The sequence below is a fragment of the Actinoplanes xinjiangensis genome (assembly GCF_003148685.1).
GTDB classification, from domain to species: domain Bacteria; phylum Actinomycetota; class Actinomycetes; order Mycobacteriales; family Micromonosporaceae; genus Actinoplanes; species Actinoplanes xinjiangensis.
On sequence record NZ_QGGR01000016.1, the window covers coordinates 54,121 to 77,737 of the forward strand.

General features: G+C 68.7%; 20 protein-coding genes. 3 read left to right on the forward strand and 17 right to left on the reverse strand.

Features of this window, described 5'->3' with window-relative positions; translation table 11 throughout:
* The 17 genes from BC793_RS30835 to mqnC form a co-directional block, all read right to left on the reverse strand.
* A complete protein-coding gene (locus BC793_RS30835; protein WP_109598912.1) occupies positions 1-1,542 on the reverse strand; it encodes an NADH-quinone oxidoreductase subunit M in 1,542 nt (513 codons plus the stop codon).
* On the reverse strand, positions 1,539-3,467 hold the full coding sequence (gene nuoL, locus BC793_RS30840; protein ID WP_109598914.1) for an NADH-quinone oxidoreductase subunit L: 1,929 nt from the start codon (positions 3,465-3,467) through the stop codon (positions 1,539-1,541). The genes BC793_RS30835 and nuoL overlap by 4 nt, the downstream gene beginning before the upstream one ends.
* Positions 3,468-3,478: 11 nt before the next feature.
* Positions 3,479-3,778, reverse strand: coding sequence for an NADH-quinone oxidoreductase subunit NuoK (gene nuoK / locus BC793_RS30845; protein ID WP_093620071.1), 300 nt, complete (start codon positions 3,776-3,778; stop codon positions 3,479-3,481).
* 10 nt (positions 3,779-3,788) lie between these two features.
* On the reverse strand, positions 3,789-4,532 hold the full coding sequence (locus BC793_RS30850; protein ID WP_109598916.1) for an NADH-quinone oxidoreductase subunit J: 744 nt from the start codon (positions 4,530-4,532) through the stop codon (positions 3,789-3,791).
* The gene (nuoI, locus tag BC793_RS30855) at positions 4,529-5,161 is read right to left on the reverse strand and encodes an NADH-quinone oxidoreductase subunit NuoI (protein WP_239170385.1); all 633 of its coding nucleotides are present in this window, start codon (positions 5,159-5,161) and stop codon (positions 4,529-4,531) included. The genes BC793_RS30850 and nuoI overlap by 4 nt, the downstream gene beginning before the upstream one ends.
* A gap of 1 nt (position 5,162) precedes the next feature.
* Positions 5,163-6,533 carry an NADH-quinone oxidoreductase subunit NuoH gene (gene nuoH / locus BC793_RS30860; RefSeq protein ID WP_203896412.1) on the reverse strand — a complete coding sequence of 457 codons (1,371 nt, stop codon included), beginning with the start codon at positions 6,531-6,533 and terminating at the stop codon, positions 5,163-5,165.
* Positions 6,534-6,544: 11 nt separating this feature from the next.
* The gene (locus tag BC793_RS30865; RefSeq protein WP_109598920.1) at positions 6,545-9,043 is read right to left on the reverse strand and encodes an NADH-quinone oxidoreductase subunit G; all 2,499 of its coding nucleotides are present in this window, start codon (positions 9,041-9,043) and stop codon (positions 6,545-6,547) included.
* Positions 9,043-10,359: an NADH-quinone oxidoreductase subunit NuoF gene (gene nuoF / locus BC793_RS30870; protein ID WP_109598922.1), complete on the reverse strand. Its 1,317-nt coding sequence runs from the start codon at positions 10,357-10,359 to the stop codon at positions 9,043-9,045. The genes BC793_RS30865 and nuoF overlap by 1 nt, the downstream gene beginning before the upstream one ends.
* Positions 10,356-11,531 (reverse strand): NADH-quinone oxidoreductase subunit NuoE, encoded by a 1,176-nt coding sequence (nuoE, locus tag BC793_RS30875; protein WP_109598924.1) that lies wholly within the window; start codon positions 11,529-11,531, stop codon positions 10,356-10,358. Before nuoE ends, nuoF begins: the two co-directional genes overlap by 4 nt.
* A complete protein-coding gene (locus BC793_RS30880; RefSeq protein ID WP_109598926.1) occupies positions 11,528-12,853 on the reverse strand; it encodes an NADH-quinone oxidoreductase subunit D in 1,326 nt (441 codons plus the stop codon). Before BC793_RS30880 ends, nuoE begins: the two co-directional genes overlap by 4 nt.
* Positions 12,850-13,557 (reverse strand): NADH-quinone oxidoreductase subunit C, encoded by a 708-nt coding sequence (locus BC793_RS30885; RefSeq protein WP_109598928.1) that lies wholly within the window; start codon positions 13,555-13,557, stop codon positions 12,850-12,852. The genes BC793_RS30880 and BC793_RS30885 overlap by 4 nt, the downstream gene beginning before the upstream one ends.
* Entirely contained in the window at positions 13,554-14,225 is a 672-nt protein-coding gene (locus BC793_RS30890; RefSeq protein WP_109598930.1) for a NuoB/complex I 20 kDa subunit family protein, read from the reverse strand. Before BC793_RS30890 ends, BC793_RS30885 begins: the two co-directional genes overlap by 4 nt.
* Positions 14,226-14,231: 6 nt before the next feature.
* Positions 14,232-14,597 (reverse strand): NADH-quinone oxidoreductase subunit A, encoded by a 366-nt coding sequence (locus tag BC793_RS30895; protein WP_203896409.1) that lies wholly within the window; start codon positions 14,595-14,597, stop codon positions 14,232-14,234.
* A 92-nt stretch (positions 14,598-14,689) separates the two neighbouring features.
* The gene (locus tag BC793_RS30900) at positions 14,690-15,985 is read right to left on the reverse strand and encodes a geranylgeranyl reductase family protein (protein WP_109598932.1); all 1,296 of its coding nucleotides are present in this window, start codon (positions 15,983-15,985) and stop codon (positions 14,690-14,692) included.
* Positions 15,986-16,105: 120 nt separating this feature from the next.
* Positions 16,106-16,366, reverse strand: coding sequence for a hypothetical protein (locus BC793_RS30905; protein WP_109599107.1), 261 nt, complete (start codon positions 16,364-16,366; stop codon positions 16,106-16,108).
* Between the two features lie 21 nt (positions 16,367-16,387).
* The gene (locus BC793_RS30910) at positions 16,388-17,116 is read right to left on the reverse strand and encodes a demethylmenaquinone methyltransferase (protein WP_275416265.1); all 729 of its coding nucleotides are present in this window, start codon (positions 17,114-17,116) and stop codon (positions 16,388-16,390) included.
* A 295-nt stretch (positions 17,117-17,411) separates the two neighbouring features.
* The gene (gene mqnC, locus BC793_RS30915) at positions 17,412-18,650 is read right to left on the reverse strand and encodes a cyclic dehypoxanthinyl futalosine synthase (RefSeq protein WP_109598936.1); all 1,239 of its coding nucleotides are present in this window, start codon (positions 18,648-18,650) and stop codon (positions 17,412-17,414) included.
* 102 nt (positions 18,651-18,752) lie between these two features.
* On the opposite strand from mqnC, the gene BC793_RS30920 reads away from it, so the two are divergent.
* The 3 genes from BC793_RS30920 (at position 18,753) to BC793_RS30930 (ending at position 23,615) form a co-directional block, all read left to right on the forward strand.
* Positions 18,753-21,719, forward strand: a complete 2,967-nt coding sequence (locus BC793_RS30920) for a DEAD/DEAH box helicase (RefSeq protein ID WP_109598938.1) — start codon at positions 18,753-18,755, stop codon at positions 21,717-21,719.
* 1 nt (position 21,720) lies between these two features.
* A complete protein-coding gene (locus BC793_RS30925; RefSeq protein ID WP_109598940.1) occupies positions 21,721-22,536 on the forward strand; it encodes an SWIM zinc finger family protein in 816 nt (271 codons plus the stop codon).
* Between the two features lie 122 nt (positions 22,537-22,658).
* A complete protein-coding gene (locus BC793_RS30930) occupies positions 22,659-23,615 on the forward strand; it encodes an aldo/keto reductase (RefSeq protein ID WP_203896408.1) in 957 nt (318 codons plus the stop codon).
* The last annotated feature ends 2 nt before the right edge of the window (positions 23,616-23,617 follow it).

Genomic DNA, 23,617 nt, shown 5'->3' on the forward strand with positions numbered 1-23,617 from the left:
TCAGCCGCCCACCTTTCCGCCGGCTTCCACCGTGGGAACCGGGTCCTTCACACCGACGTCCAGCATGGTCGCCTCGACCGCCGGGTTGATCACATCGGTGACCGGCTTCGGGTAGAAACCGAGCACCAGGAGAAGCGCGATCAGCGGCGCGACGACCACCTTCTCGCGGAGGGTGATGTCCTTCGACATCGCCGGTACCTCGGTGAGGGCCGGGTTCAGGGTGCCCTGGGTGGTCCGCTGGATCATCCACAGCACGTACGCCGCGGCCAGCACGATGCCCAGGGTGGCCACCACGGCGTACCCCTTGTTGGTGCTGAACGTGCCGATCAGGACCAGGAACTCACTGACGAACGGGGCGGTGCCGGGCAGCGCCAGGGAGGCGAGACCGGCGAAGAACAGCACCCCCGCCAGCACCGGCATCAGCTTGCCGACCCCACCGAAGTCACTGACCAGCGACGACCCGCGCCGGGCCACGAACATGCCGACCACGATGAACAGCAGGCCGGTGGCCAGACCGTGGTTGACCATGTAGAGCACCGCACCGGTCCCGGCCTGGGTGGTGAAGGCGAAGATGCCGATGCCGATGAAACCGAAGTGCGCGATCGACGTGTACGACACCAGGCGCTTCAGGTCGTTCTGGCCGACCGCGAGCAGTGCCGCGTAGATGATGCCGATCACGGCGAGGGCCATGGCGGTCGGAGCGAACCAGCGCGACGCCTCCGGGAAGAGCGAGAGGCAGTAACGCAGGATGCCGAACGTGCCGACCTTGTCCATCACGCCGACCAGCAGTGCCGCCGCGCCGGCCGGGGCCGCCCCACCGGAGTCCGGCAGCCAGGTGTGGAACGGGAAGAACGGTGCCTTGATCGCGAACGCCACGAAGAAGCCGAGGAACAGCCACCGCGCGGTGTTCTGGTCGATCGAGGCGGTCGCCTTGACCAGCTCCGTGAAGTCGAAGGTCTTCCCGCCGAGCACCCACAGGCCGACCACCGAGGCCAGCATGAAGAGGCCGCCGACCAGGCTGTAGAGGAAGAACTTGACCGCCGCGTACTGCTTCTGGCCGCTGCCGAACGACCCGATGATGAAGTACATCGGGATCAGCATGATCTCGAAGAACACGTAGAACAGGAAGATGTCCGCCGCGGCGAACACGCCGATCATGGTGAACTCGAAGGACAGCAGCAGCGCGAAGTAGGCCGGGGCCGACCGGGTGCTCTGGTCGACGTCGTTCCAGGACGCCAGGATGACGACCGGGAACAGGATGGCGATCAGCATCAGCATGACGAGCGCGATGCCGTCGGCGGCGAAGGTGAAGTTCGCCCCCCAGGCCGGGATCCACGTGTAGGACTCCCGGAACTGGAACCGCTCGCCGCCCTTGACGGTCCAGGCGACCCACATGAAGACGCTCAGCACCAGGACAAGTACGGACCAGCCCAGTGCCACCATCTTGGCCAGTTCCGCCTTGGTGCGCGGAATGAAGGCCACCACCAGTGCCCCCACCAGGGGCAGGAGGGTGAGGACGGAAAGGAACGGGAAGTCTTTCACGCCAACCACCCCAGCTGGATCGCGAGGAAGGCGCCGACCACGAGCATGGCGCCGGTGAGCATCGACAGCGCGTACGAGCGGACGAAGCCGGTCTGTAGCCGGCGCAGCCTGCCGGACCCACCGCCGATGCCGGCCGCGATGCCGTTGACCAGACCGTCGATCCCCTTGTTGTCGAGGAAGACGAGCGCCCGCGTGAGGTAGATGCCGGGCCGCTCGAACACCGCCTCGTTGAACGCGTCGGTGTAGAGGTTGCGCCGGGCCGCGGTGACCAGCACGCCGGCCGGCTCCGGTTCGAGCGCGGTGCCCTTGCGGAACAGCGCCCAGGCCAGGCCGGCACCGATCACCGTGACCAGCAGCGACAGGATCGTGATGACGGCGTGCGAGAGCACACCGTGCGCCTCGCCCTCGGCCGCGGCGGTGCCGAAGACCGGGTTCAGCCAGTCCGGCACGCTGGTGCTCATCAGGTAACCGGCACCGATCGAACCCGCCGCCAGCAGGATCAGCGGGATCGTCATGATCGCCGGAGACTCGTGCGGGTGCTGGTTGTCCTCGGTCCAGCGGGCCGGACCGTGGAACGTCAGCACGAAGAGCCGGGTCATGTAGAACGCGGTCAGGCCGGCGCCGAGCAGCGCCGCGCCGCCGAAGACCCAGGCCTCCCAGACGACCTCGCGCTCGAAGGCGGCCGCGATGATCGGCTCCTTCGAGAAGTAACCGGACAGCGGCGGGATGCCGATGATGGCGAGCCAGCCGGTGCCGAAGGTCAACCAGGTGATCTTCATGTGCTTCGACAGGCCACCGAACCGCCGGATGTCGACCTGGTCGTGCATCCCGTGCATGACCGAGCCGGCCCCGAGGAACATGTTCGCCTTGAAGAAGCCGTGCGCCAGCAGGTGGATGATCGCCAGGGCGTACGCCCCGCCGCCGAGCCCGACGCCGAGGAACATGTAGCCGATCTGGGAGACCGTCGACCAGGCCAGGATCCGCTTGATGTCGTCCTTGGCCGCGCCGATGAGACAGCCCATCAGCAGGGTGATCGCACCGATGCTGACCACGACCAGCTGCAGCGTGGTGTTCGCCGAGAAGATCGGGTTGGACCGGGCGATCAGGTAGACACCGGCGGTGACCATGGTCGCCGCGTGGATGAGCGCGGAGACCGGGGTCGGGCCCTCCATCGCGTCCGGGAGCCAGGCCTGCAACGGGAACTGACCCGACTTACCGCAGGCACCCAGCAGCAGCAGGATGCCCATCACCAGGATGGTTCCGGCGGCCATCGAGTCGACGCCGTTGAAGACGTCGTCGTACTGGGTGCTGCCCAGCTCGGTGAACATCAGGAAGATGCCGATCGCCAGGCCGGCGTCGCCGACCCGGTTCATCAGGAACGCCTTCTTGCCGGCGGTGGCCGCCGACGGCCGGGTGTACCAGAACGAGATCAGCAGGTACGACGCCAGACCGACGCCCTCCCAGCCGAAGTACAGCATCACGTAGTTGTTGCCCAGGACCAGCAGCAGCATCGCCGAGACGAAGAGGTTGAAGTAGGCGAAGAACTTGCGCCGTCCGGGGTCGTGCTCCATGTAGCCCACCGCGTACAGGTGGATCAGGGAGCCGACACCGGTGATCAGCAGGACGAAGACGCCGGCCAGTGGGTCGAAGAGCAGCCCGAAGTCGACCTTCAGGTCGCCGACCACGATGAAGTCCCAGAGACTCAGCTCAGCGGATCGCCTGGCCGGGTCCAGACCGGACAGGTTGACGAAGAAGATCAGCCCGAGTACGAACGACGCGGCGACCGAGGCCACGCCGAGCCAGTGCCCCCAGCGGTCGGACCGCTTGCCGAGCAGCAGCAGGATCGTCGCACTGGCCAGCGGGACGGCCACGAGCAACCAGATGTTGCTCAGCACTCCCGTCGCCGGGGCGAATGTGTGTTCCACGAAATGCCCCTTCAGTACTTCAGGAGGTTCGCGTCGTCGACACTCGCCGAGCGTCGCGTACGGAAGATCGACATGATGATGGCGAGGCCGACCACGACCTCGGCAGCGGCGACGACCATCACGAAGAACGAGATGATCTGGCCGTCCAGACCGCCGTTGATCCGGCTGAAGGTGATCAGCGCGAGGTTCGCGGCGTTGAGCATCAACTCGATGCACATGAACAGGACGATCGCGTTGCGGCGGACCAGCACCCCGGCAGCGCCGATGGTGAACAGGATGGCCGACAACACCAGGTAGTAATCAGGAGTCACTTCGCAGCCCTCATTTTTCGGTACCCTTCGGCGCGGCCTCCGCCTGACTCAACTCACGAATCGGGAGGATCGGCGAGATGCTCCGCTCGGCCCCGTTGCCGTCCGGCAGACGGGCCGGCGCGGCCACCGACATGGTGTTCGCGTAGATGCCGGGGCCGGGCTTCGGGCCCGGGTAGTTGCCGGGACGGAAGCGTTCCTTCATCCGGGTCACCTGGTCACGCTTGTCCTCCTTGGCCTTCTCGACGTGCGCCAGAACCATGGCGCCGACCGCGGCCGTGATCAGCAGGGCCGAGGTGACCTCGAAGGCGAAGACGTACTTGGTGAACAGGAGCGAGGCCAGGCCCTCGACGTTGCCGTTCGCGTTGGCCTTGTCCAGGCCGGCCGTGAAGGTGGAGCCGAGGGCGCGGGCCAGACCGGTGCCGATCAGGGCGGCGAAGGCGACGCCCAGCACGATCGCCGCGATCCGCTGGCCCCGCAAAGTCTCGATCAGCGAGTCCGACGCGTCCCGGCCGACCAGCATCAGCACGAACAGGAACAGCATCATGATCGCGCCGGTGTAGACGATGATCTGCACGAAGCCGAGGAACGGCGCCGAGTTGATCACGTAGAAGAACCCGAGGTTCAGCATCGTGACGACCAGCCAGAGCGCGGAGTGCACCGCGTTGCGGGCCAGCACCATGCCGAGTGCCCCGATCACGGCGAGGGAGCCGAGGATCCAGAAGGCGACCTGCTCGCCGGTGGACACCGCGTTCATGCCGCGCCCTCCCGGCGAACCGTGCCCGCCGTCTCCGCCCGGGCGGCGTGCTCGTCGGGCTCGGAGGCGTCGTGCGTGGCCGCATCCGACCACGGCGCCCGCTCGGCGCCGACCGACGTGCCCGGGTTCGTGAGTGCACCGACGTAGTAGTCCCGGTCGGTCTCACCCAGGCGCATCGGGTGCGGCGGCTGCTCCATGCCCTCCAGGAGCGGGGCCAGGAGTTCCTTCTTCGTGAAGATCAGGTCCTGGCGGTTGTCGCGGGCCAGCTCGTACTCGTTGCTCATGGTCAGCGACCGGGTCGGGCAGGCCTCGATGCACAGACCGCAGAAGATGCACCGCGCGTAGTTGATCTGGTAGATCTTCGCGTAGCGCTCGCCCGGCGAGAACCGCTGCTCGTCGGTGTTGTCGCCGCCCTCGACGTAGATCGCGTCGGCCGGGCAGGCCCAGGCACACAACTCGCAGCCGATGCACTTCTCCAGGCCGTCCGGGTGCCGGTTGAGGATGTGCCGCCCGTGGTAGCGCGGCGCCGGCTTCGGCGGGGAGAACGGGTAGTCGGTAGTGATCACTTTGCGGAACATGTGCGCGAAGGTCACGCCGAACCCTTTGAAGGAACCGGTGAACGTACCCACGTCACACCTCCTTCGTTTCAGGCTCGTCGCCGTCCGCCGAGGCGGGGACGGTGGCCGGGGCGCGTTCGGCCACAGCACGGCGGGCGCGGGGGCTCGGCGGGACCAGCAGGTCCATCGGCGGGACCGGGAAACTCCCCGGTGGCCGCTGATGCAGCTCCTCCTCGATGGAGAGCTGCTTCGGTTTCTTCGGTGACGGCCAGCCCCAGGCGATGGCCAGGACGAGCACCGCGACCACACCGGTGGTGACCCAGCGCGCGGTGTCCGAGATCGCGCCGCTGCGGGCGACCTTGAAGAACGCCAGGGCGAGGATCCACACCAGGTTGACCGGGATCAGGACCTTCCAGCCGAACCGCATGAACTGGTCGTAGCGCATCCGGGGCAGCGTGGCCCGCAGCCAGATGAAGCCGAAGAGCAGGATCAGCACCTTGCCGAAGAACCAGAGCAACGGCCAGTAGCCGGAGTTGGCGCCCTCCCAGAACGTGGTGATCGGAGCCGGAGCCCGCCAACCGCCCAGGAAGAGCGTGGTCGCGAACGCCGAGACGGTGATCATGTTGATGTACTCGGCGAGGAAGAACAGCGCGAACTTGAACGACGAGTACTCCGTGTGGAAACCGCCGACCAGCTCGGACTCCGCCTCGGGCAGGTCGAACGGGGCCCGGTTCGTCTCACCGACCGCCGCGATCAGGTAGATGATGAAGCTCGGCAGGAGCTGCACCGCATACCAGCCGGGCGCGGTCACCTCGAAGCCGAAGAGCTCGACCGGGTTGCCGGAGGCCTGCGCCTTGACGATCTGCGAGGTGCTCATCGTGCCGGCGGTCATGAACACCGCGACGATCGACAGCCCCATCGCGACCTCGTAAGAGATCATCTGGGCACTCGACCGCAGGCCGCCGAGCAGCGGATAGGTCGAACCGGACGCCCAGCCGGCCAGCACCACGCCGTAGACCGCCATCGACGAGCAGGCCAGCAGCACCAGTACCGAGACCGGCACGTCGGCGAGTTGCAGCGGGGTCTGCTGCCCGAACATGTTGACGACACCGCCGAACGGGATGACCGCGAAGGCGGTGAACGCCACCGTCGCGGAGATCACCGGGGCGATGAAGTAGACCACCTTGTCGGCGGTCTTCGGGATGATCTCCTCCTTGAACGGCAGTTTCAGGCCGTCCATCAGGCTCTGGAGACTGCCGAACCAGCCGACCTGGTTGGGGCCCGGCCGGACGGCCATCCGGGCCACGACCTTGCGCTCGTAGACGATCGTGAAGAGCGTCAGGAGCAGGAGCAGGACGAAGACGCCCAGCAACTTGATCAGGACGATCCACCAGACCTCGTTCTCGAAGTTCTCGAGAGACGGGTCCACGGCGGTCGCCGCCACCACCAACGAAGTCATCGGGCCGCTCCCTCGGCGAGGATCGGGCCGGGGACGCCGGCCGTCAGGGTGACCACCGCGCCGGCGGTGACCCCGAGACTGCGCCGGACCGTCGAGCCCGGCGAGTTCGTCGGCAGCCACACCACCCGCGGCGGCAGATCGGTGATCGCGGCCGGGAGCGTGATCGAGCCCCGGTCGGTACCGACCGTGACCAGGTCACCGTCGGCGAGGCCCAGCGACTCGGCCAGGTCCTTGCCGAGCCGGGCCACCGGCGGCCGGGCGGTGCCGGCCAGCACCTGGTCGCCGTCGAGCAGCGAACCCAGGTCGATCAGCTGGTGCCAGGTGGCGAGGACCGCCTCGTGCCCACCGGGCCGGGCCACCTCGGCGGCCCGGGTGGCGGGCACGGCCGGGCGGGCCACCGCGCTGCCGGGCAGGCCGCCCAGATCACGGCGGATCGCCATGACGTCCCCGGTGTTCAGGGTGACGTCGAGGAGGGCGGCGATCGCCTCGAGGACGCGACCGTCGGTCATCGCGGTGCTCTTCAGCACCGCGTCGAACGACCGGAGCCGGCCCTCCCAGTCCATGTAGGTGCCGGCCTTCTCCACGGCCGGCGCGATCGGCAGGACGACGTCGGCCCGCCGGGTCACCGCGCTCTGCCGAATCTCCAGGCTGACCAGGAACGGAACCGTGTCCAGCGCGTTCTCGGCCAGCGTCGGGTCGGCCAGGTCGGCCGGGTCCACGCCACTGACCAGCAGGGCACCGAGGGTGCCGTCCGCGGCCGCCGCGATGATCTGGTCGGTGTCCCGGCCCGGAGTGCCGGACAGCACGCCCGCCCCGGTCTTCCAGGCCAGCTCCAGTTCGGCGCGGGCCGCGGCGTCGGTCACCGGACGGCCACCGGGCAGCAGGTTCGGCAGACAGCCGGCGTCGATGGCGCCGCGGTCACCGGCCCGGCGGGGCACCCACGCGAGCTTCGCACCGGTGCGGGCTGCCAGGGCCGCTGCCGCGCTCAGCGCACCCGGCACGGTGGCCAGGCGCTCGCCGATGATCAGCAGGGCGCCGGGCGTGCCGAGCGCCGCGGCCACCGCCGGATCGGACGCGAGGATGCGCGCCTCGTCACCGGGCACCGCCGCGACGAGCGCGGCGCCGAGCTTCTCCAGACCCCGGGAGAGGTACGGCGAGACCGCCGTGACCCGCAGCCTCTTCTTGACGTGGCCCTTGCGCAGGCGCAGGAAGAGGATCGGTGACTCCTCCTCCGGTTCGAGTCCGGCGATCACCACCGACGGAGCGTTCTCCACCTGCTCGTAGGTCACGTCGGTGACCCCGGCGACGGCGGCGGCCAGGAATTCGGCCTCCTCGTCCACGGTGAGTCCCGAGCCGGTCGCGCGGATCGGCCGGGCCCGGAAGTCCACGTCGTTGGTGCCGAGCACGGCCCGCGCGAACTTCGCGTAGGCGTACGCGTCCTCGACCGTGAGCCGGCCACCCGTCAGGACCCCCACGCCACGTTCCCGCGCCGCTTTGAGGCCCTCCGCCGCCGCGAGGAAGGCCTCGCTCCAGGCGGCCTCACGCAGCTCACCGGTCTTCGCGTCGCGGATCAGCGGGGTGGTGATGCGGTCGGTGGCCGTGGCGTACCGGAAGCCCCACCGGCCCTTGTCGCAGTTCCACTCCTCGTTCACCGCCGGGTCGTCGCCGGCCAGGCGGCGCAGCACCTTCCCACGCCGGTGGTCGGTGCGCTGGGCGCAGCCGGAGGCGCAGTGCTCACAGGCGCTCGGCGAGGAGACCAGGTCGAACGGGCGGGCCCGGAACCGGTACTGCTCGCCGGTCAGCGCGCCGACCGGGCAGATCTGGATGGTGTTGCCGGAGAAGTACGAGTTGAACGCGACGTCGCCCTCGCCCTCGCCGACCTGCCCGTCACCGGTGCCCGTACCCCCGAAGAAGTCGTCCCGGTAGACGTTGATCTGCTCGCCGGAGGACCGGTCCATCAGGTCGATGAACTTGTCGCCGGCGATCTCCTCGGAGAACCGGGTGCAGCGCTGGCAGAGCACGCAGCGCTCGCGGTCCAGGAGCACCTGGCTGGAGATGTGGATCGGCTTCTCGTACTCCCGCTTCTGCTCTTTGAAGCGCGAGTCCGCCCGGCCGGTGCTCATCGCCTGGTTCTGCAGCGGGCATTCGCCGCCCTTGTCGCAGGTGGGGCAGTCGAGCGGATGGTTGATCAGGAGCAGTTCCATGACGCCGGCCTGCGCCTTCGCGGCGACCGGCGAGCTGAGCTGGGTCTTGACCACCATGCCCTCGGCCACCGTCTGGGTGCAGGAGGCGATCGGCTTGCGCTGCCCCTCCACCTCGACCAGGCACTGCCGGCAGGCGCCGGCCGGGGCGAGCAGGGGGTGGTCGCAGAACCGCGGGATGGCGATACCCATCCGCTCGGCGACCCGGATGACCAGTTCACCCTTCTCGGCCGTCACCTCGACGCCGTCGATGGTGAGGGTGACCTGGTCGGCCTTCTTGGCTACATCGGTCATCAGTGCGCTCCTACAAGGGACTTCTCGGAGAGCCGCGGCGCGGTGCGGCCCTCGATGTAGCCGAGGTAGTCGTCCCGGAACCACTTGAGCGTCGAAACGACGGGCGTCGCCGCGCCGTCGCCGAGGCCGCAGAAGGACCGGCCGAAGATGTTGTCCGCGGTGTCCTGGAGGGTGTCCAGGTCGGCGACGGTGCCCTGACCGGCCAGAATGCGCCGGTAGGTGCGCACCATCCAGTAGTTGCCCTCCCGGCACGGGGTGCATTTGCCGCACGACTCGTGGTGGTAGAACTCCAGCCACCGCCACGTGTTGTAGACCGGGCAGTCCTGGTCCGAGAAGATCTGCATCGCCGTGGTGCCGAGGATCGATCCGGCCGCCGAGACACCCTCGAAGTCCATCGGGGTGTCCATGTGCTCGGCGGTCAGGATCGGCGTCGACGAGCCGCCCGGCGTCCAGAACTTCAGGTTGTGGCCCGGCTGCATGCCGCCGGCCAGCTCGATCAGCTCACGCAGGGTGATGCCGAGGCCGCACTCGTACTGACCGGGATTGACCACCCGGCCGGACAGCGAGTAGATCATCGGGCCGGACGACTTCTCCGTGCCCATGCTCTTCCACCAGTCGGCGCCGCCCAGCACGATGTACGGCACGCTGGCGATGGTGCCGACGTTGTTGACCACGGTCGGGCTGGCGTAGAGGCCGGCGATCGCCGGGAACGGCGGGCGCAGACGGGGCTGCCCACGGAACCCTTCGAGCGAGTCCAGCAGGGCGGTCTCCTCACCACAGATGTACGCGCCGGCACCGCTGTGGACGACCAGGTCGAGGTCGAATCCCGAGCCCATGATGTTCGTGCCGAGGTAGCCCTTGGCGTACGCCTCCTGGACCGCGTTGCGCAGCCGCCGCGCGGCGTGCACCGCCTCGCCACGAATGTAGATGAACGCCCGGTTCGCCCGGATCGCGTAGGAGGCGATGATCGCGCCCTCGATCAGCGAGTGCGGGTCGTAGGTCATCAGCGGCAGGTCCTTGCAGGTGCCCGGCTCGCCCTCGTCCGCGTTGATCACGAGGTAGTGCGGCTTGCCGTCGCCCTGCGGGATGAACCCCCACTTCAGACCGGTCGGGAAGCCGGCGCCGCCACGACCGCGCAGGCCGGAGTCCTTGATCAGCTGGATCAGGTCGTCCGGGTGCACGTCGAGCGCCTTGCGCAGCGCGAGGTAGCCGTCAAGCCGCTCGTAGACCCCGATCTGCCAGGCGTCCGGTGAGAGCCAGCGCTTGGTCAGTACGGGGGTGAGCTTCTGAAGGACCTCCGGCCGTGGCTGGGTCACTTCTCCTCCTCGGTGCCGCGCGGGACGTTCTGCCACCCGGGGTTCGGGTCGACGGTGGCCGGCTTCTGGTCGGCGGTGCCCCGGCTGACGATCTGCTCGCCCCGGGTGGAGTCCCCGGCCGGCTTGCCGTCACCGGCCGTCTCGTTGCTCTCGACGCCGGCCTTCTCCGCGGCGTTGGTCGGCGCGGGGCTCGCCACCTCGGCACCGCCGGGGGTGTCCGCGGTGGGGTTGCGGGACTCGGCGGCGCGTACCTCCGGGTCCTTGAGGTCACCGGTGTCGGTGGTCCTGCCGGCGTGCCGCCGCTCCTCCACCTTCTCCACGACCACACCGGCCGCCGCCTTGACGGTCTCGGTCGCCTTCTTGGCGACCGCGGCGATCCGGCTGCCGGACGGCTTGCTCTCCACCGGCTTGTCGGCCGCGTCGGTCCGGGGCGGCAGCGCGCCCTCGGCCCGGGCCGGCTTGGTCTTGGTGATCGGGCTGTCCGGGTCGAAACCGGCCACCGCGACGCCGTGCTCCTGAGCGAGACGCACGCCGCGCAGGGTCGGCGCTCCGGCCACCCCGTCCGCTACCGCACCGTCGCGGGGATCGGCGAAGCCGGCCAGCTGGTACTGCATCTCCTTGAGCGAGCAGATCCGTGCGCCGCGCGACGGGGTCTGCTCCCGGCCCTGGCGCAGGTTCTCCACCAGCTCGACCGCGCTCTGCGGGGTCGCCTGGTCGACGGTGAAGTCGTAGTTGACCGTCACCACCGGCGCGTAGTCGCAGGCCGCGAGGCACTCGGCGTGCTCCAGCGTGATCTTGCCGTCGGCCGTGGTCTCGTCGTGGCCGACGCCGAGGTGCTCGACGAGTCCGTCGTACACCTCCTGGCCGCCCATGACGTTGCACAGCGTGTTGGTGCAGACGCTGACCAGGTATTCGCCGGTGGGCCGGCGCTTGTACATGGTGTAGAAGGTCGCGACCGCACCGACCTGGGCCTTGTTGATGCCGAGCACCTCGGCACAGAACGCCACCCCGCTGGGGCTGACATGGCCCTCCTCGGTCTGCACCAGGTGCAGCAGCGGCAGCAGCGCGGAGCGCTCCCGGCCGGCCGGGTAGCGGGCCAGGATCTCCCTGGCCGGCTCGAGAAGTTTCGCCGCCAGTGGTTCGGCGGCCGGCGAGAATTCCACCGTGGTCATCGGTCACACCCACCCATCACGGGATCCAGCGAGGCGCCGCCGGCGATCACGTCGGCCAGCAGGGCGCCCTCGGCCATCGCCGGGATGGCCTGGAGGTTCACGAAGCTCGGCTCGCGGTAGTGCACCCGGTACGGATGGGTGCCCCCGTCGGAGACCGCGTGGACGCCGAGTTCGCCACGCGGGTGCTCGACTGCGACATAAACTTGGCCGGGCGGGACCCGGAAGCCCTCGGTCACGAGCTTGAAGTGGTGGATCAGCGACTCCATCGACTGACCCATGATCTTGGCGACGTGTTCGAGCGAGTTCCCGAGACCGTCGAGGCCGAGCGCGAGCTGCGCCGGCCAGGCGATCTTCTTGTCCTCGATCCAGATCGGCCCCGGGCGGAGACGGTCCAGCGCCTGCTCGACGATCTTCAGCGATTCCCGGATCTCCGCCATCCGGACCAGGTAGCGGCCCCAGACGTCGGCGGTCGTCGCGGTCGGCACGTCGAACTCGTAGCTCTCGTACCCGCAGTACGGCATGGTCTTGCGCAGGTCCCACGGCAGGCCGGCCGAGCGGAGCACCGGGCCGGTGATGCCGAGCGCGAGGCACCCGGTCACGTCCAGCACGGCGACGCCCTGTGTCCGCTGCTGCCAGATGATCTGGCCGGACAGCATGTCCTCGTATTCCTTGAGCTTCTTCGGCAGGTACTTGAGGAAGTCGCGGATCTTGCGGATCGCGGAGTCCGGCACGTCCTGCGCGAGGCCGCCGGGGCGGATGTAGCCGTTGTTCATCCGCAGGCCGGAGGTCTCCTCGAAGATGTCGAGGATGTACTCCCGCTCACGGAACCCGTACAGCATCATCGAGATCGCGCCCAGCTCCATGCCCGTGGTCGCGAGCCAGACCAGGTGCGAGGCGATCCGCTGCAACTCCATGAACATGACGCGGATCGTGTTGGTCCGCTCGGTGATCTGATCGGTGACGCCGAGCAGCTTCTCCACCGCGAGGCAGTACGCCGTCTCGTTCGACATGTTCGCGAGGTAGTCCATGCGGGTCACGAAGGTGACGCCCTGGGTCCAGTTCCGGTACTCGAGGTTCTTCTCGATCCCGGTGTGCAGGTAGCCGACGACCGGACGGCACTCGGTGACCGTCTCGCCCTCCAGCTCCAGCACGAGCCGCAGCACGCCGTGCGTCGACGGGTGCTGCGGACCCATGTTGACGACGATCTTCTCGTTGCTGAGCGGGTCGATGCTGGACGTGATGCTGTCCCAGTCGCCGCCGGTGACCGTGAAGACCCGGCCCTCGGTGGTCTCGCGCTCGGTCGCGTACTCAGATGTGGTCACTGGTAGACCCTCCGCTGGTCGGGAGGCGGAATCTCGGCGCCCTTGTACTCGACGGGCACGCCGCCGAGCGGGTAGTCCTTGCGCTGGGGGTGGCCCTCCCAGTCGTCCGGCATGAGGATGCGGGTCAGGTTCGGATGGCCGGCGAAGACGACGCCGAACATGTCGTAGACCTCCCGCTCCTGCCAGTCGGCGGTCGGATAGACCCGCGTGACACTCGGGACGGTGACGCCGTCGGCCACCGCGACCTCCAGCCGCACCCGGCGGCGATAGGTCATCGAAGTCAATTGATAAGCGATATGGAATCGGCGCTCGTCGGACCCGAGATAGTCCACCGCGTCGACCGAAGAGCAGAGCTCGAACCGCAGCGATGCGTCGTCCCGCATTACCTGACACACCTCGAGGATGTGCTCGGCACGTACGTGAAGTGTGAGCTCGGCCCTATCTACGACCACCTTCTCGATAGCTTCGGAGAGAGCCGGATAAGCTTCTTCCAACGCGTCATAGACGTCGTCGAAATACCCGCCGAACGGCCGTGGGCTGTCAAAAACAGCAGGTCGGGAGCGGACCAGGCGACCGAAGCCGGAGACGTCTCCGGTCCCCTGAACTCCGAACATGCCCTTATCCGGGCTGGGCGGCGTTTGTGCCGGGGCACCCAATTCGGCGCCCGCCGGGACACTACCCTGTGTTCCGGGTTCAATACTCATTTGTGAACCTCCCGCAAATGCGGCTGGAGTTTCATCCAGTTCTCGATCCGCAATTGCTCTTCGCGTCCCTCTTTAACGGCCTGGGTCCATTCCTCGCGACGAACCTTGTCCGCGCGGTAGGACGACGGCATGGCTCCCGGGGCGACGATCGGAACTCGGCCCTCGGCCTGCCGAGCTTCGAGCATCTTGCGGCCATTGGGGCCGAGCGGCTGCGCCATGACCTTTTCGCGCATCTTGAGGATCGCGTCGATCAGCATCTCGGGTCGCGGCGGGCAACCCGGAAGGTAGATGTCCACCGGGATGATGTGGTCGACGCCCTGCACGATCGCGTAGTTGTTGAACATCCCACCGGACGACGCACAGACACCCATCGAGATCACCGATCGCGGCTCGGGCATCTGGTCGTAGATCTGCCGGACCACCGGGGCCATCTTCTGGCTGACCCGGCCCGCCACGATCATCAGGTCGGCCTGACGGGGCGAGGCCCGGAAGACCTCCATCCCCCAGCGACCGAGGTCGTAGTGCGGACCACCGGAGGCCATCATCTCGATGGCGCAGCAGGCGAGGCCGAACGTGGCGCCCCAGAACGACGACTTCCGAGCGTAGTTGGACAGTTTCTCGACGCTCGTCAGCAGGATGCCTGCCGGGAGTTTCTCTTCGATTCCCATGTCACATCAGTCCCAGTTGAGGCCGCCACGCCGCCACACATACGCGTAGGCGATGAAGACGGTGAGGATGAACAGGACCATCTCCACGAACCCGAACAGGCCGAGCATGTCGAAGGAGACGGCCCACGGGTACAGAAAGATGGTCTCGATGTCGAAGATGATGAAGAGCATGGCGGTCAGGTAGAACTTCACCGGGAACCGCCCGCCACCGATCGGCTGTGGCGCCGGCTCGATGCCGCACTCATAAGCGTCGAGTTTCGCGCGGTTGAAGCGCTTGGGCCCGACGATGGGGGCGACGGACACCGAGAACAACGCGAACAGGGCGCCTAGAATCAGCAACCCGACGATCGGGACATAAGGGTTGATCGTCATTTCTACTCCCGTACGACTGTTAGCCGCTTCACACTAGTTACTGTGGTTGTGCTGTCCTTTGGTCGGGGTGCCCGATTTGCCTGATTTTAAGGTCAGGCGGAGGGCGCCACCTTGGTCAAACCGTTGATGATGCGGTCCATGGCGTCGCCACCCCGGGGGTCGGTGAGGTTGGCCAGGAGCTTGAGGACGAACTTCATGAGCAGCGGCTGCGGCATGCCGTACTTGGTGGCCAGCCGCATGATCTGAGGATTGCCGATCAGCTTCACGAAGATCCCGCCGATCCGGTAGTAACCACCGAACCGGAGACTCAACTCGGCGGGGTACGCCTGGAGAGCCCGCTCACGCTCGGGGCCGAACGGGCGGGCCAGAGCCTGCACCGCCACCTCGGCCGCCATCTCGCCGGACTCCATCGCGTAGGCGATGCCCTCACCGTTCATCGGGTTGACCATGCCGCCGGAGTCGCCGACCAGCAGCACGCCCCGCGTGTAGTGCGGCACCCGGTTGAAGCCCATCGGCAGCGCCGCACCCAGGGTGGGGCCGTCCGCGTTGGCCTCGTCGCGCAGACCCCACTCCGCCGGGGTGCTGCCGAGCCAGTCGGTGAGCAGGTGCCGGTAGTTCGTCTTACCGAACGCGTCGGAGGAGTTGAGGATGCCGAGGCCCACGTTCACCCGGCCGTCGCCCAGGCCGAAGATCCAGCCGTACCCGGGTAGGAGCCGGGCCGGGTCCTGCGCGCTGCGCAGCTCCAGCCAGGACTCCAGATAGTCGTCGTCGGCCTTCACGGCCGAGTGGTAATACCGCCGGACCGCCACACCGAGCGGCCGGTCGTCACGCTTGGTCAGGCCCAGCGCCAGCGGGAACTTGCCGGAGACGCCGTCCGCGGTGATCACCAGCGGCGCGCGGAACTGCGCCGGCTCCCGGCCCGGGCCGACCTTGGCCTCGACGCCGATCACATACCCGTCGTCGTTCTGCACCGGGCCGGTGACGTTCACCCCGGTCCGCAGCAGCGCGCCGGCCTCGACCGCGCGGCGGGCCAGCATGTCGTCGAAGTCCATCCGGGTACGGACGAGGCCGTAGTTGGGGAAACTCGCCAACTCGGGCCAGTCCAGTTCGAGCCGGACGCCGCCGCCGATCACCCGCAGGCCCCGGTTCTGCAGCCAGCCGGCCTTCTCGGAGGTGTCGATGCCCATCCGGATCAGCTGACGCACCGCACGCGGGGTGAGACCGTCGCCGCAGACCTTCTCGCGGGGGAACTCGGTCTTCTCCAAGAGCAGCACCCGGACGCCGTGCCGAGCCAGATGGTACGCCGCCGCGGAACCGCCCGGGCCTGCTCCGACCACGATGACGTCCGCCTCATCGGCGACGGGTCCACTCGCTACGTGGTCGTTCACGGTCCAACCTCCGTCTCGCCCGGGACGCTCGTGAATTAGTTCACAAGCATGCCTCGATCGGAGTCTAGGCCGACAATCGAAGATCTTTGCGCTTAGGTCTACCTAATTGTTCCGACCGGACTAACGTCCCTGCTCAGGCACCTGAAGGACCCGCTCGGCCACGCCGAGAGCCGGACCGTCGAGGTGTTCGCGGATGGTTCCGCCCATCGCCCGGTCGAGTGCCACGATCAGCCCTTCGACCAGATCCTGGGCAAGATCGGGGTCCTCCGCCGCGACCGCCCGTAACCGCGTGGCCAGTTCGGTGGCACGGCGCTCGCCCGCCTCACCCTCGTCGATGGGGAGGTCGATGTCGGTGTCATCAAGTTGCCCGATATCAGTCATAAACCGAGCAAAGCAGCGCATTCACCGGTTTGTTGGGGTAACTCCAGTTTTTTCCTCCACCCGGGTGGCCCGGTGCAGGGACACGACGCCGCCGGTCAGATTCCGCCAGCCCACCCGGTCCCACGGGCCGGCCCCGGCGATCCGGGCCGCCAGGCCCTGCTGGTCCGGCCAGGCGCGAATCGACTCGGCGAGATAGACATACGCCTCCGGGTTGCTCGCCACCGCACGCGCCACCGCCGGCAGGGAACGCATCAGGTATTGCAGGTAGACGGTCCGGAAGGCCCCGTTGACCGGGTGGCTGAACTCGCACACCACCAGACGACCGCCCGGACGGGTCACTCGGGCGAACTCGCGCAACGCGGCGCCGGTGTCCACCACGTTACGCAGCGCGAAGGAGATCGTCACCGCGTCGAAGACGCCGTCCGCGAACGGCAGCCGCAGCGCGTCGCCGGCCAGCAGCGGCACCTCCGCCCGCACCCGGCGGCCGGCCCGCAGCATGCCCACCGAGATGTCCGCTCCCACCGCGAACGCTCCCGACCGGCTCAACTCCTCGGTCGAGACGCCGGTCCCGGCGCCCACGTCCAGCACCCGCTCCCCCGGCCGCAACCCGAGAGCGGCCCGAGTGGCCCGGCGCCAGCCACGATCCTGGCCGAACGAGATCACGGTGTTGGTGAGGTCGTACCGACCGGCCACGCCGTCGAACATCTCGGCGACCTCGTGCGGTTGCTTGTCCAGATCTGCGCGCGTCACGAGGCAAGCCTGCCAGATAACAGAACGGGCGGGATGGTTGCCCATCCCGCCCGTGCCTTGTGCGTTATATATACGACCGCCATCGGTCGGGTCCGACTGCTCGTCACCGACGCTGACCGCGGCAGGCGACGTATGAGTGTTACCGGTGCCTTACAAGAGGCAACGTAACCAGCGGAAAGGACCCGGTACAGCCAACCGGCGGGCTCGTTACGAAGGAGCAACCCGGCATCACCGGTCCGACGACCCGAACCTGGCCGAACGGACGACCGCCACCCCCCGAAGGGACTGGTTTAGCTCAGGAAGCCTCGACCAGCGGGAGCTGTTTACGCGCGCCGCCGCCGGGCAGGGCGATCGAGGAGAAGTGCGAGACCACCCGGTCGTCGGTCGGGTCGTCGGCGGGGGTGTGATGCACGGCGAGATGCCTGTACCAGGTGTCGCGCCAGGCCGGGATGCGGTCCGCGGTGCGGATCATGGAGATCAGCTCCTGGAGGTTGGACCGGTGCTTCGCGCCGGCCGAGGAGATCACGTTCTCCTCCAGCATGATCGAGCCCAGGTCGTCGACACCCATGTGCAGCGAGAGCTGGCCGATGTCCTTACCGGTGGTGAGCCAGGACGCCTGCAGGTGCGACACGTTGTCGAAGAACAGCCGGGAGACCGCGATGAACCGCAGATACTCCATGGTGGTGGCCTGGGTACGGCCCTTCAGATGGTTGTTCTCCGGCTGGTACGTCCACGGGATGAACGCCCGGAAGCCACCCACCTCGTGGGACTGCTCGACCGGCACGTCCTGGTAGCCGTTCGCCACGGCCAGGTCCTGCACGTCACGGATCATGCGGATGTGCTCGATGCGCTCCGCGTTGGTCTCGCCGGTGCCCATCATCATGGTCGCGGTCGAGGACAGACCGTGCCGGTGCGCGATCGTCATGACCTCCAGCCAGCGGGCGCCGCTCTCCTTGAGCGGGGCGATCGCCTTGCGGGGACGCTCCGGCAGCATCTCGGCGCCGGCGCCGGCGATCGAGTCCAGCCCGGCCGCCTTGATCCGCAGCACCGCCTCCTCGATGGAGACACCGTCGACCTTGGCCATGTGCAGGATCTCGCTCGGGCCGATCGAGTGGATCGCCAGCTGGGGGAACGCCTGCTTGACCGAGGAGAAGAGATTCTCGTAATACGCCACGCCGAAGTCGGGGTGGTGGCCACCCTGGAGCATCACCTGGGTGGCGCCGAGCTCGACCGCCTCGCCGGCCCGCCGCAGGATCTCCTCGGTCGGGTGCGCCCAGCCCTCCTGGTGCTTGGGGGCCCGGAAGAACGCACAGAACTTGCACGCCGTCACGCAGACGTTCGTGTAGTTGATGTTCCGGTCGATGAGGTAGGTGACGATGTTGTCCGGATGACGCCTGCGCCGGACCGCGTCGGCCGCCTCGCCCAGTGCGTGGAACGGGGCCTGCGTGTAGAGCAGCAGCGCCTCCTCGGGCGTGATCCGCCCGCCGTCGGCGCCGCGCTGCAGGATGCTGTCGATCTCCGGATTCGCGGTCACGATCTGAAGCGTACGTCCAGCGGCCGTCAACCGTCAGCGGCGAGGGTCACCGGGGCGGCCCCGGTCGGCGGATAGGCTCGACCCGTCGTTCAGGGGGTGGATGTGCTCGTCGTGCACGGTGGGTGGGTGCCCGGCCGCGGGCTGATCGTCTGGGCCGAGGATCCCGGTCTGCCGTTGCACACGGCGTCCCGGGCGAGATCCCGGCCACACCCGTTCGCCACCACGGATCTCCCCGATCTTCCCGGGGCGGTCGCCGGGTCGGTGCAGCTGACCCTCCCCGGGACCGGTCGTGGCCCGCTGCCGTCGCCGGAGACCGGGCTCGACACCACGGCCCGGGGCGTCAAGCTCGGCGCCTGGACGGTGCCGGCGCTGACGGTGCCCGGGGACGGGGCGCTCGCCGTCCTCGGTGCGCTCGCCGATCCCGCCCCGGACGGCTCGTGGGTCGCCGGGTCGTCGCTGCGCTATCTGAGTCTGCTCGCCGGATACGCCTGCGACCTCGCCCGGCGCGGCCGGATGCTGCCGCAACTGGTGATCGAGGGCGGGGTGCCGGCGGCTCGCTGGCGACCGGTGCTGACCGGGGGCGACACGGCCTCCTTCCGGGACTTCGCGGCCGGCATGCCGCCGGTGGTCCGGGCCGCGGGCGAGGGCCAGCCCCTGGGGCGTACGGTGCGCGACGCGCTGGAGTGGATGCTCGACAGTGCGGCCCGTTCCGTCCTGCCGGACCGGCTCATGGTCGGCCAGCGCCCCGGGCCCAAGGCCGCCCTTCCCGACCGGTGGCTGGCCGCGCTCACCGGTGATCCGGCCCTGCCCGGTGCCGCCGACGCCGACGTCCGTGACCTGCGCCGCGCCCTCGACGACTGGATGCGGGCCGCCAACGAGGCGCACGGACCGATCCGGGTCAGTTTCCGGCTGATCGAGCCGGCACCGGAGACCGACGAGTGGGCGATGGAGTTCGCGCTCCAGTCCGCCGAGGACCCGGCCCTCTACCTGCCCGCCGAGGACCTGTGGGCGGGCGCACGGTTCCCCGGGCTGCCCCGGCGGCCCGACGAGACCCTGCTCGCCGGGCTGGGCCGGGCCGTGCGCCTGTTCCCGCTGCTGCACGTGGCGCTGCTGGAGCAACGCCCGGCCGCGATGACGCTGAACACCGGCGAGGCCTACGAGTTCCTGCGCCAGGCCGCCCCGCTGCTCCAGGCCGCCGGGTTCGGGGTGCAGTTGCCGGCTTGGGCCGGGCGTAAGGCGGTCGGCCTGAAGATGACCACCCGCACCCGGTCCAAGACGAGTGCGGGCCGGGCCGCGGCGGACTCCGGGTTCGGCCTGGAGCAGCTGGTCGACTTCCGCCTCGACCTGGTGATCGGTGACAGCGTGGTGAGCGCCGAGGAGCTGGCCGAGCTGGCCCGGCTCAAGGTGCCGATGGTCCGGGTCCGCGGGCAGTGGGTGGAGCTCGACGACCGGCAGCTGAAGGCGGCACTCAAGGCCGTCGGGCAGCGGCGCGAAGGCGAACTGACCGCGGGTGAACTGCTGCAACGGGTGGTCGAGGGCGGCGACGAGGATCTGCCGCTGGTGGAGGTGGACGCCGACGGCGATCTGGGCGACCTGCTCTCCGGGCAGGCCGCCGAGCGGCTGAGCCCGATGCCCACACCGGCCGGATTCCAGGGGGCCCTCCGGCCGTACCAGGAGAGGGGTCTGTCGTGGTTGACCTTTCTCGGTCGTCTCGGGCTGGGGGGGATCCTCGCTGACGACATGGGTCTGGGCAAGACCGCCCAGACGCTGTCGCTGCTGCTCACCGACGAGGGCGCGAAGACGCTGCTGATCTGCCCGATGTCGCTGGTCAGCAACTGGTTCAAGGAGGCCGCGCGGTTCGCGCCGGGGCTGCGCGTCTATGTGCACCACGGCGGCACCCGGATGCGTGGTGAGGAGTTCGACGAGGCGGTCGCCGGGGCCGATCTGGTGATCACCACCTACGGGACGGCGCTGCGTGATCTGGAGACGCTGCGCGGCGTCACGTGGAGCCGGGTGGTCTGCGACGAGGCCCAGGCGATCAAGAACAGCGGGACACGGCAGTCGCAGGCGGTGCGGGCCATTCCGGCGCGCACCCGGGTGGCCCTGACCGGCACCCCGGTGGAGAACCATCTCGCCGAGCTGTGGTCGATCATGGATTTCTGCAATCCGGGGCTGCTGGGGCCGGCCAAACGGTTCCGCCGCCGGTTCCAGGAGCCGATCGAGAGCCGGCAGGACGAGGACGCCACCGCCGCCCTGAAACGGGCCACCGGGCCGTTCGTGCTGCGCCGCCTGAAGACCGACAAGAGCATCATCTCGGACCTTCCGGAGAAGAACGAGATGAAGGTGTGGTGCTCGCTCACCCCCGAGCAGGCCACCCTCTACCAGGCCGTGGTCGAGGACATGATGGCCGAGATCGAGAGCAGCGAGGGCATTCAGCGGCGTGGCAACGTGCTGGCCGCGATGATGAAACTCAAGCAGGTCTGCAACCACCCGGCCCACCTGCTCAAGGACGGTTCCCGGCTGCCCGGCCGGTCCGGCAAGCTGGCCCGTCTGGAGGAGCTGGCCGACGAGATCATCACCGACGGCGACAAGGCCCTGATCTTCACCCAGTACGCCGAGTGGGGCTCACTGCTACAGCCCTACCTGGCCGCGCACACCGACCGCCCGGTGCTCTGGCTGCACGGTGGTCTCAACAAGGCACGCCGCGACGAACTGGTCGAACGGTTCCAGACGTCCACCGAGCCGATGCTCTTCCTGCTGTCGCTCAAGGCGGCCGGCACCGGCCTCAACCTGACCGCCGCCAACCACGTCGTCCACTTCGACCGGTGGTGGAATCCGGCGGTCGAGGACCAGGCCACCGACCGCGCCTTCCGGATCGGGCAGTCGCGGGACGTGCAGGTCCGTAAGTTCATCTGCACCGGGACGCTGGAGGAGAAGATCGACGTGATGATCGAGCGGAAGAAGGCCCTGGCCTCCTCGGTCGTCGGCACCGGTGAGGAGTGGATCACCGACCTGAGCACCGACCAGCTGCGCGAGCTGTTCTCGCTGGACCCGGGGGCGGTGCGCTGAGATGGCCTTCTTCGAGCACGGCCGCCCGATCGAGGTGGACGGCGGTCTCACCGTCCGTTCCCGGCGCGGCAAGATCGGCGAGCAGTGGTGGTCGCGTCGTTTCGTGGACGTGCTGGAGGAGGTCTGCGACGCGGGCCGGCTGTCCCGCGGCCGCGCCTACGCACGCAAGGGCCAGGTGATGGACTTCGCGCTCGCACCCGGCCGGGTGCTCGCCCGGGTCCAGGGGTCGCGGCCGAAGCCGTACGAGGTGACGATCCGCGTCACCGCCTACGACGACGCCCGGTGGACGGACGTGATCGACGCCCTCGCGTCCCGGGCCCTCTACCGGGCCGCCCTGCTGGCCGGCGAGATGCCGCACGAGATCGTCGACCTCTTCACCGAGCTGGGGCTGCCGCTCTTCCCCGAACGGCTGGACATCGACTGCTCGTGCCCGGACTGGGGAGTGCCCTGCAAACACGGGTCGGCGGTGCTCTACGTACTGGCCGAGGCCTTCGACGACGACCCGTTCCTGGTGCTGGCGTGGCGCGGTCGTGGCCGCGACGAACTGCTCGACGCGCTGCGCGGCACCCCCGAGCCGTCGGAGGTGATCGACCCCTTGGCGGTCGAGGAGGAGCCGCTGGACGCCCGGCTGGCCGATTTCTGGTCGCCGGCGATCAGTCTGGGCCGGCTCCGGGAGCGGCCGGCACGCGGCATCACCCCGCCGGAGCTGCTGCTGCGGGCCCTCGACGCGCCGCCGGTGAAGGTGCGGCACGTGCCGCTCACCGATGTGCTCCGGCCGCATTACCGTGACCTGGCCCTGCCTTCGACGGAAGAGTGACCCGTCGGGAAGCGAAGGGCTGCGTCCACCATGGACCGATCGTGGGTAAGTCCACGATGGACGCAGCGTTACGTCACGTTACCAGGCGTGTTCATCGACAACTAGCTACGTTGGAGTGGATCATGAGCGAGATGACCTACCGCCGACTCGGCGACTCGGGCCTGGTGGTGTCCGTGGTCGGGATCGGCTGCAACAACTTCGGGCGCAAGCTCGACCTCGACGGCACCCGTGAGGTCGTCGACGCGGCCCTCGACACCGGGATCAACCTGTTCGACACCGCTGACATCTACGGCACACCGCACGGATCGTCCGAGCAACTGCTCGGCGCCGCCCTCAAGGGCCGCCGTGACGAGGTAGTGCTGGCCACCAAGTTCGGCATGGACATGGAGGGCCTCAACGGGCGTGACTTCGGAGCCCGCGGCTCGCGGCGCTACATCGTGCGGGCGGTCGAGGCCTCCCTGCGCCGGCTGGAGACCGACCACATCGACCTCTACCAGATGCACACCCCCGACCCGGCCACCCCGATCGACGAGACCCTGACCGCGCTCGACGACCTGGTCCGCTCCGGCAAGGTCCGCTACCTCGGCAACTCCAACTTCTCCGGCTGGCAGATCGCCGACGCCGACTGGGTCGCCCGCAGCGGCAGCCTGACCCGGTTCATCAGCGCGCAGAACCAGTACAGCCTGCTCGAGCGGAGTGTCGAGACCGAGGTCATTCCGGCGTGTGAGCGGTTCGGGCTCGGGCTGCTGCCGTTCTTCCCGCTCGAATCCGGGCTGCTCACCGGTAAGTACCGGCGGGGCGAGCAGCCGCCCGCCGGCACCCGGATGGCGAACGAGCGGTATGCGTCCTGGCTGGCCCGGGCCGACTGGGACACCATCGAGGCGCTGACCGCCTTCGGTGCCGAACGTGACCGCAGTCTGCTGGAGGTGGCCGTCGCCGGTCTCGCCGCCCAGCCGGGCGTGACCAGCGTGATCGCCGGTGCCACCACGGCCGAGCAGGTCCAGGCGAACGCGGCGGCCGGCGCCTGGCGGCTGAGCGCGGCCGATGTGGCCGCGCTCGACACCGTGCTGAACGGATGACC

Excerpts from the sequence above, each read along its gene's own strand:
- BC793_RS30850 (WP_109598916.1), bottom strand. The coding sequence starts at position 4,532 with ATGAACGCGGTGTCCACCGGCGAGCAGGTCGCCTTCTGGATCCTCGGC.
- BC793_RS30865 (WP_109598920.1), bottom strand. The coding sequence starts at position 9,043 with ATGACCGATGTAGCCAAGAAGGCCGACCAGGTCACCCTCACCATCGAC.
- nuoE (WP_109598924.1), bottom strand. The coding sequence starts at position 11,531 with ATGACCACGGTGGAATTCTCGCCGGCCGCCGAACCACTGGCGGCGAAA.
- BC793_RS30885 (WP_109598928.1), bottom strand. The coding sequence starts at position 13,557 with ATGAGTATTGAACCCGGAACACAGGGTAGTGTCCCGGCGGGCGCCGAA.
- BC793_RS30890 (WP_109598930.1), bottom strand. The coding sequence starts at position 14,225 with ATGGGAATCGAAGAGAAACTCCCGGCAGGCATCCTGCTGACGAGCGTC.
- BC793_RS30895 (WP_203896409.1), bottom strand. The coding sequence starts at position 14,597 with ATGACGATCAACCCTTATGTCCCGATCGTCGGGTTGCTGATTCTAGGC.
- BC793_RS30905 (WP_109599107.1), bottom strand. The coding sequence starts at position 16,366 with ATGACTGATATCGGGCAACTTGATGACACCGACATCGACCTCCCCATC.
- BC793_RS30925 (WP_109598940.1), top strand. The coding sequence starts at position 21,721 with ATGGCCTTCTTCGAGCACGGCCGCCCGATCGAGGTGGACGGCGGTCTC.
- BC793_RS30930 (WP_203896408.1), top strand. The coding sequence starts at position 22,659 with ATGAGCGAGATGACCTACCGCCGACTCGGCGACTCGGGCCTGGTGGTG.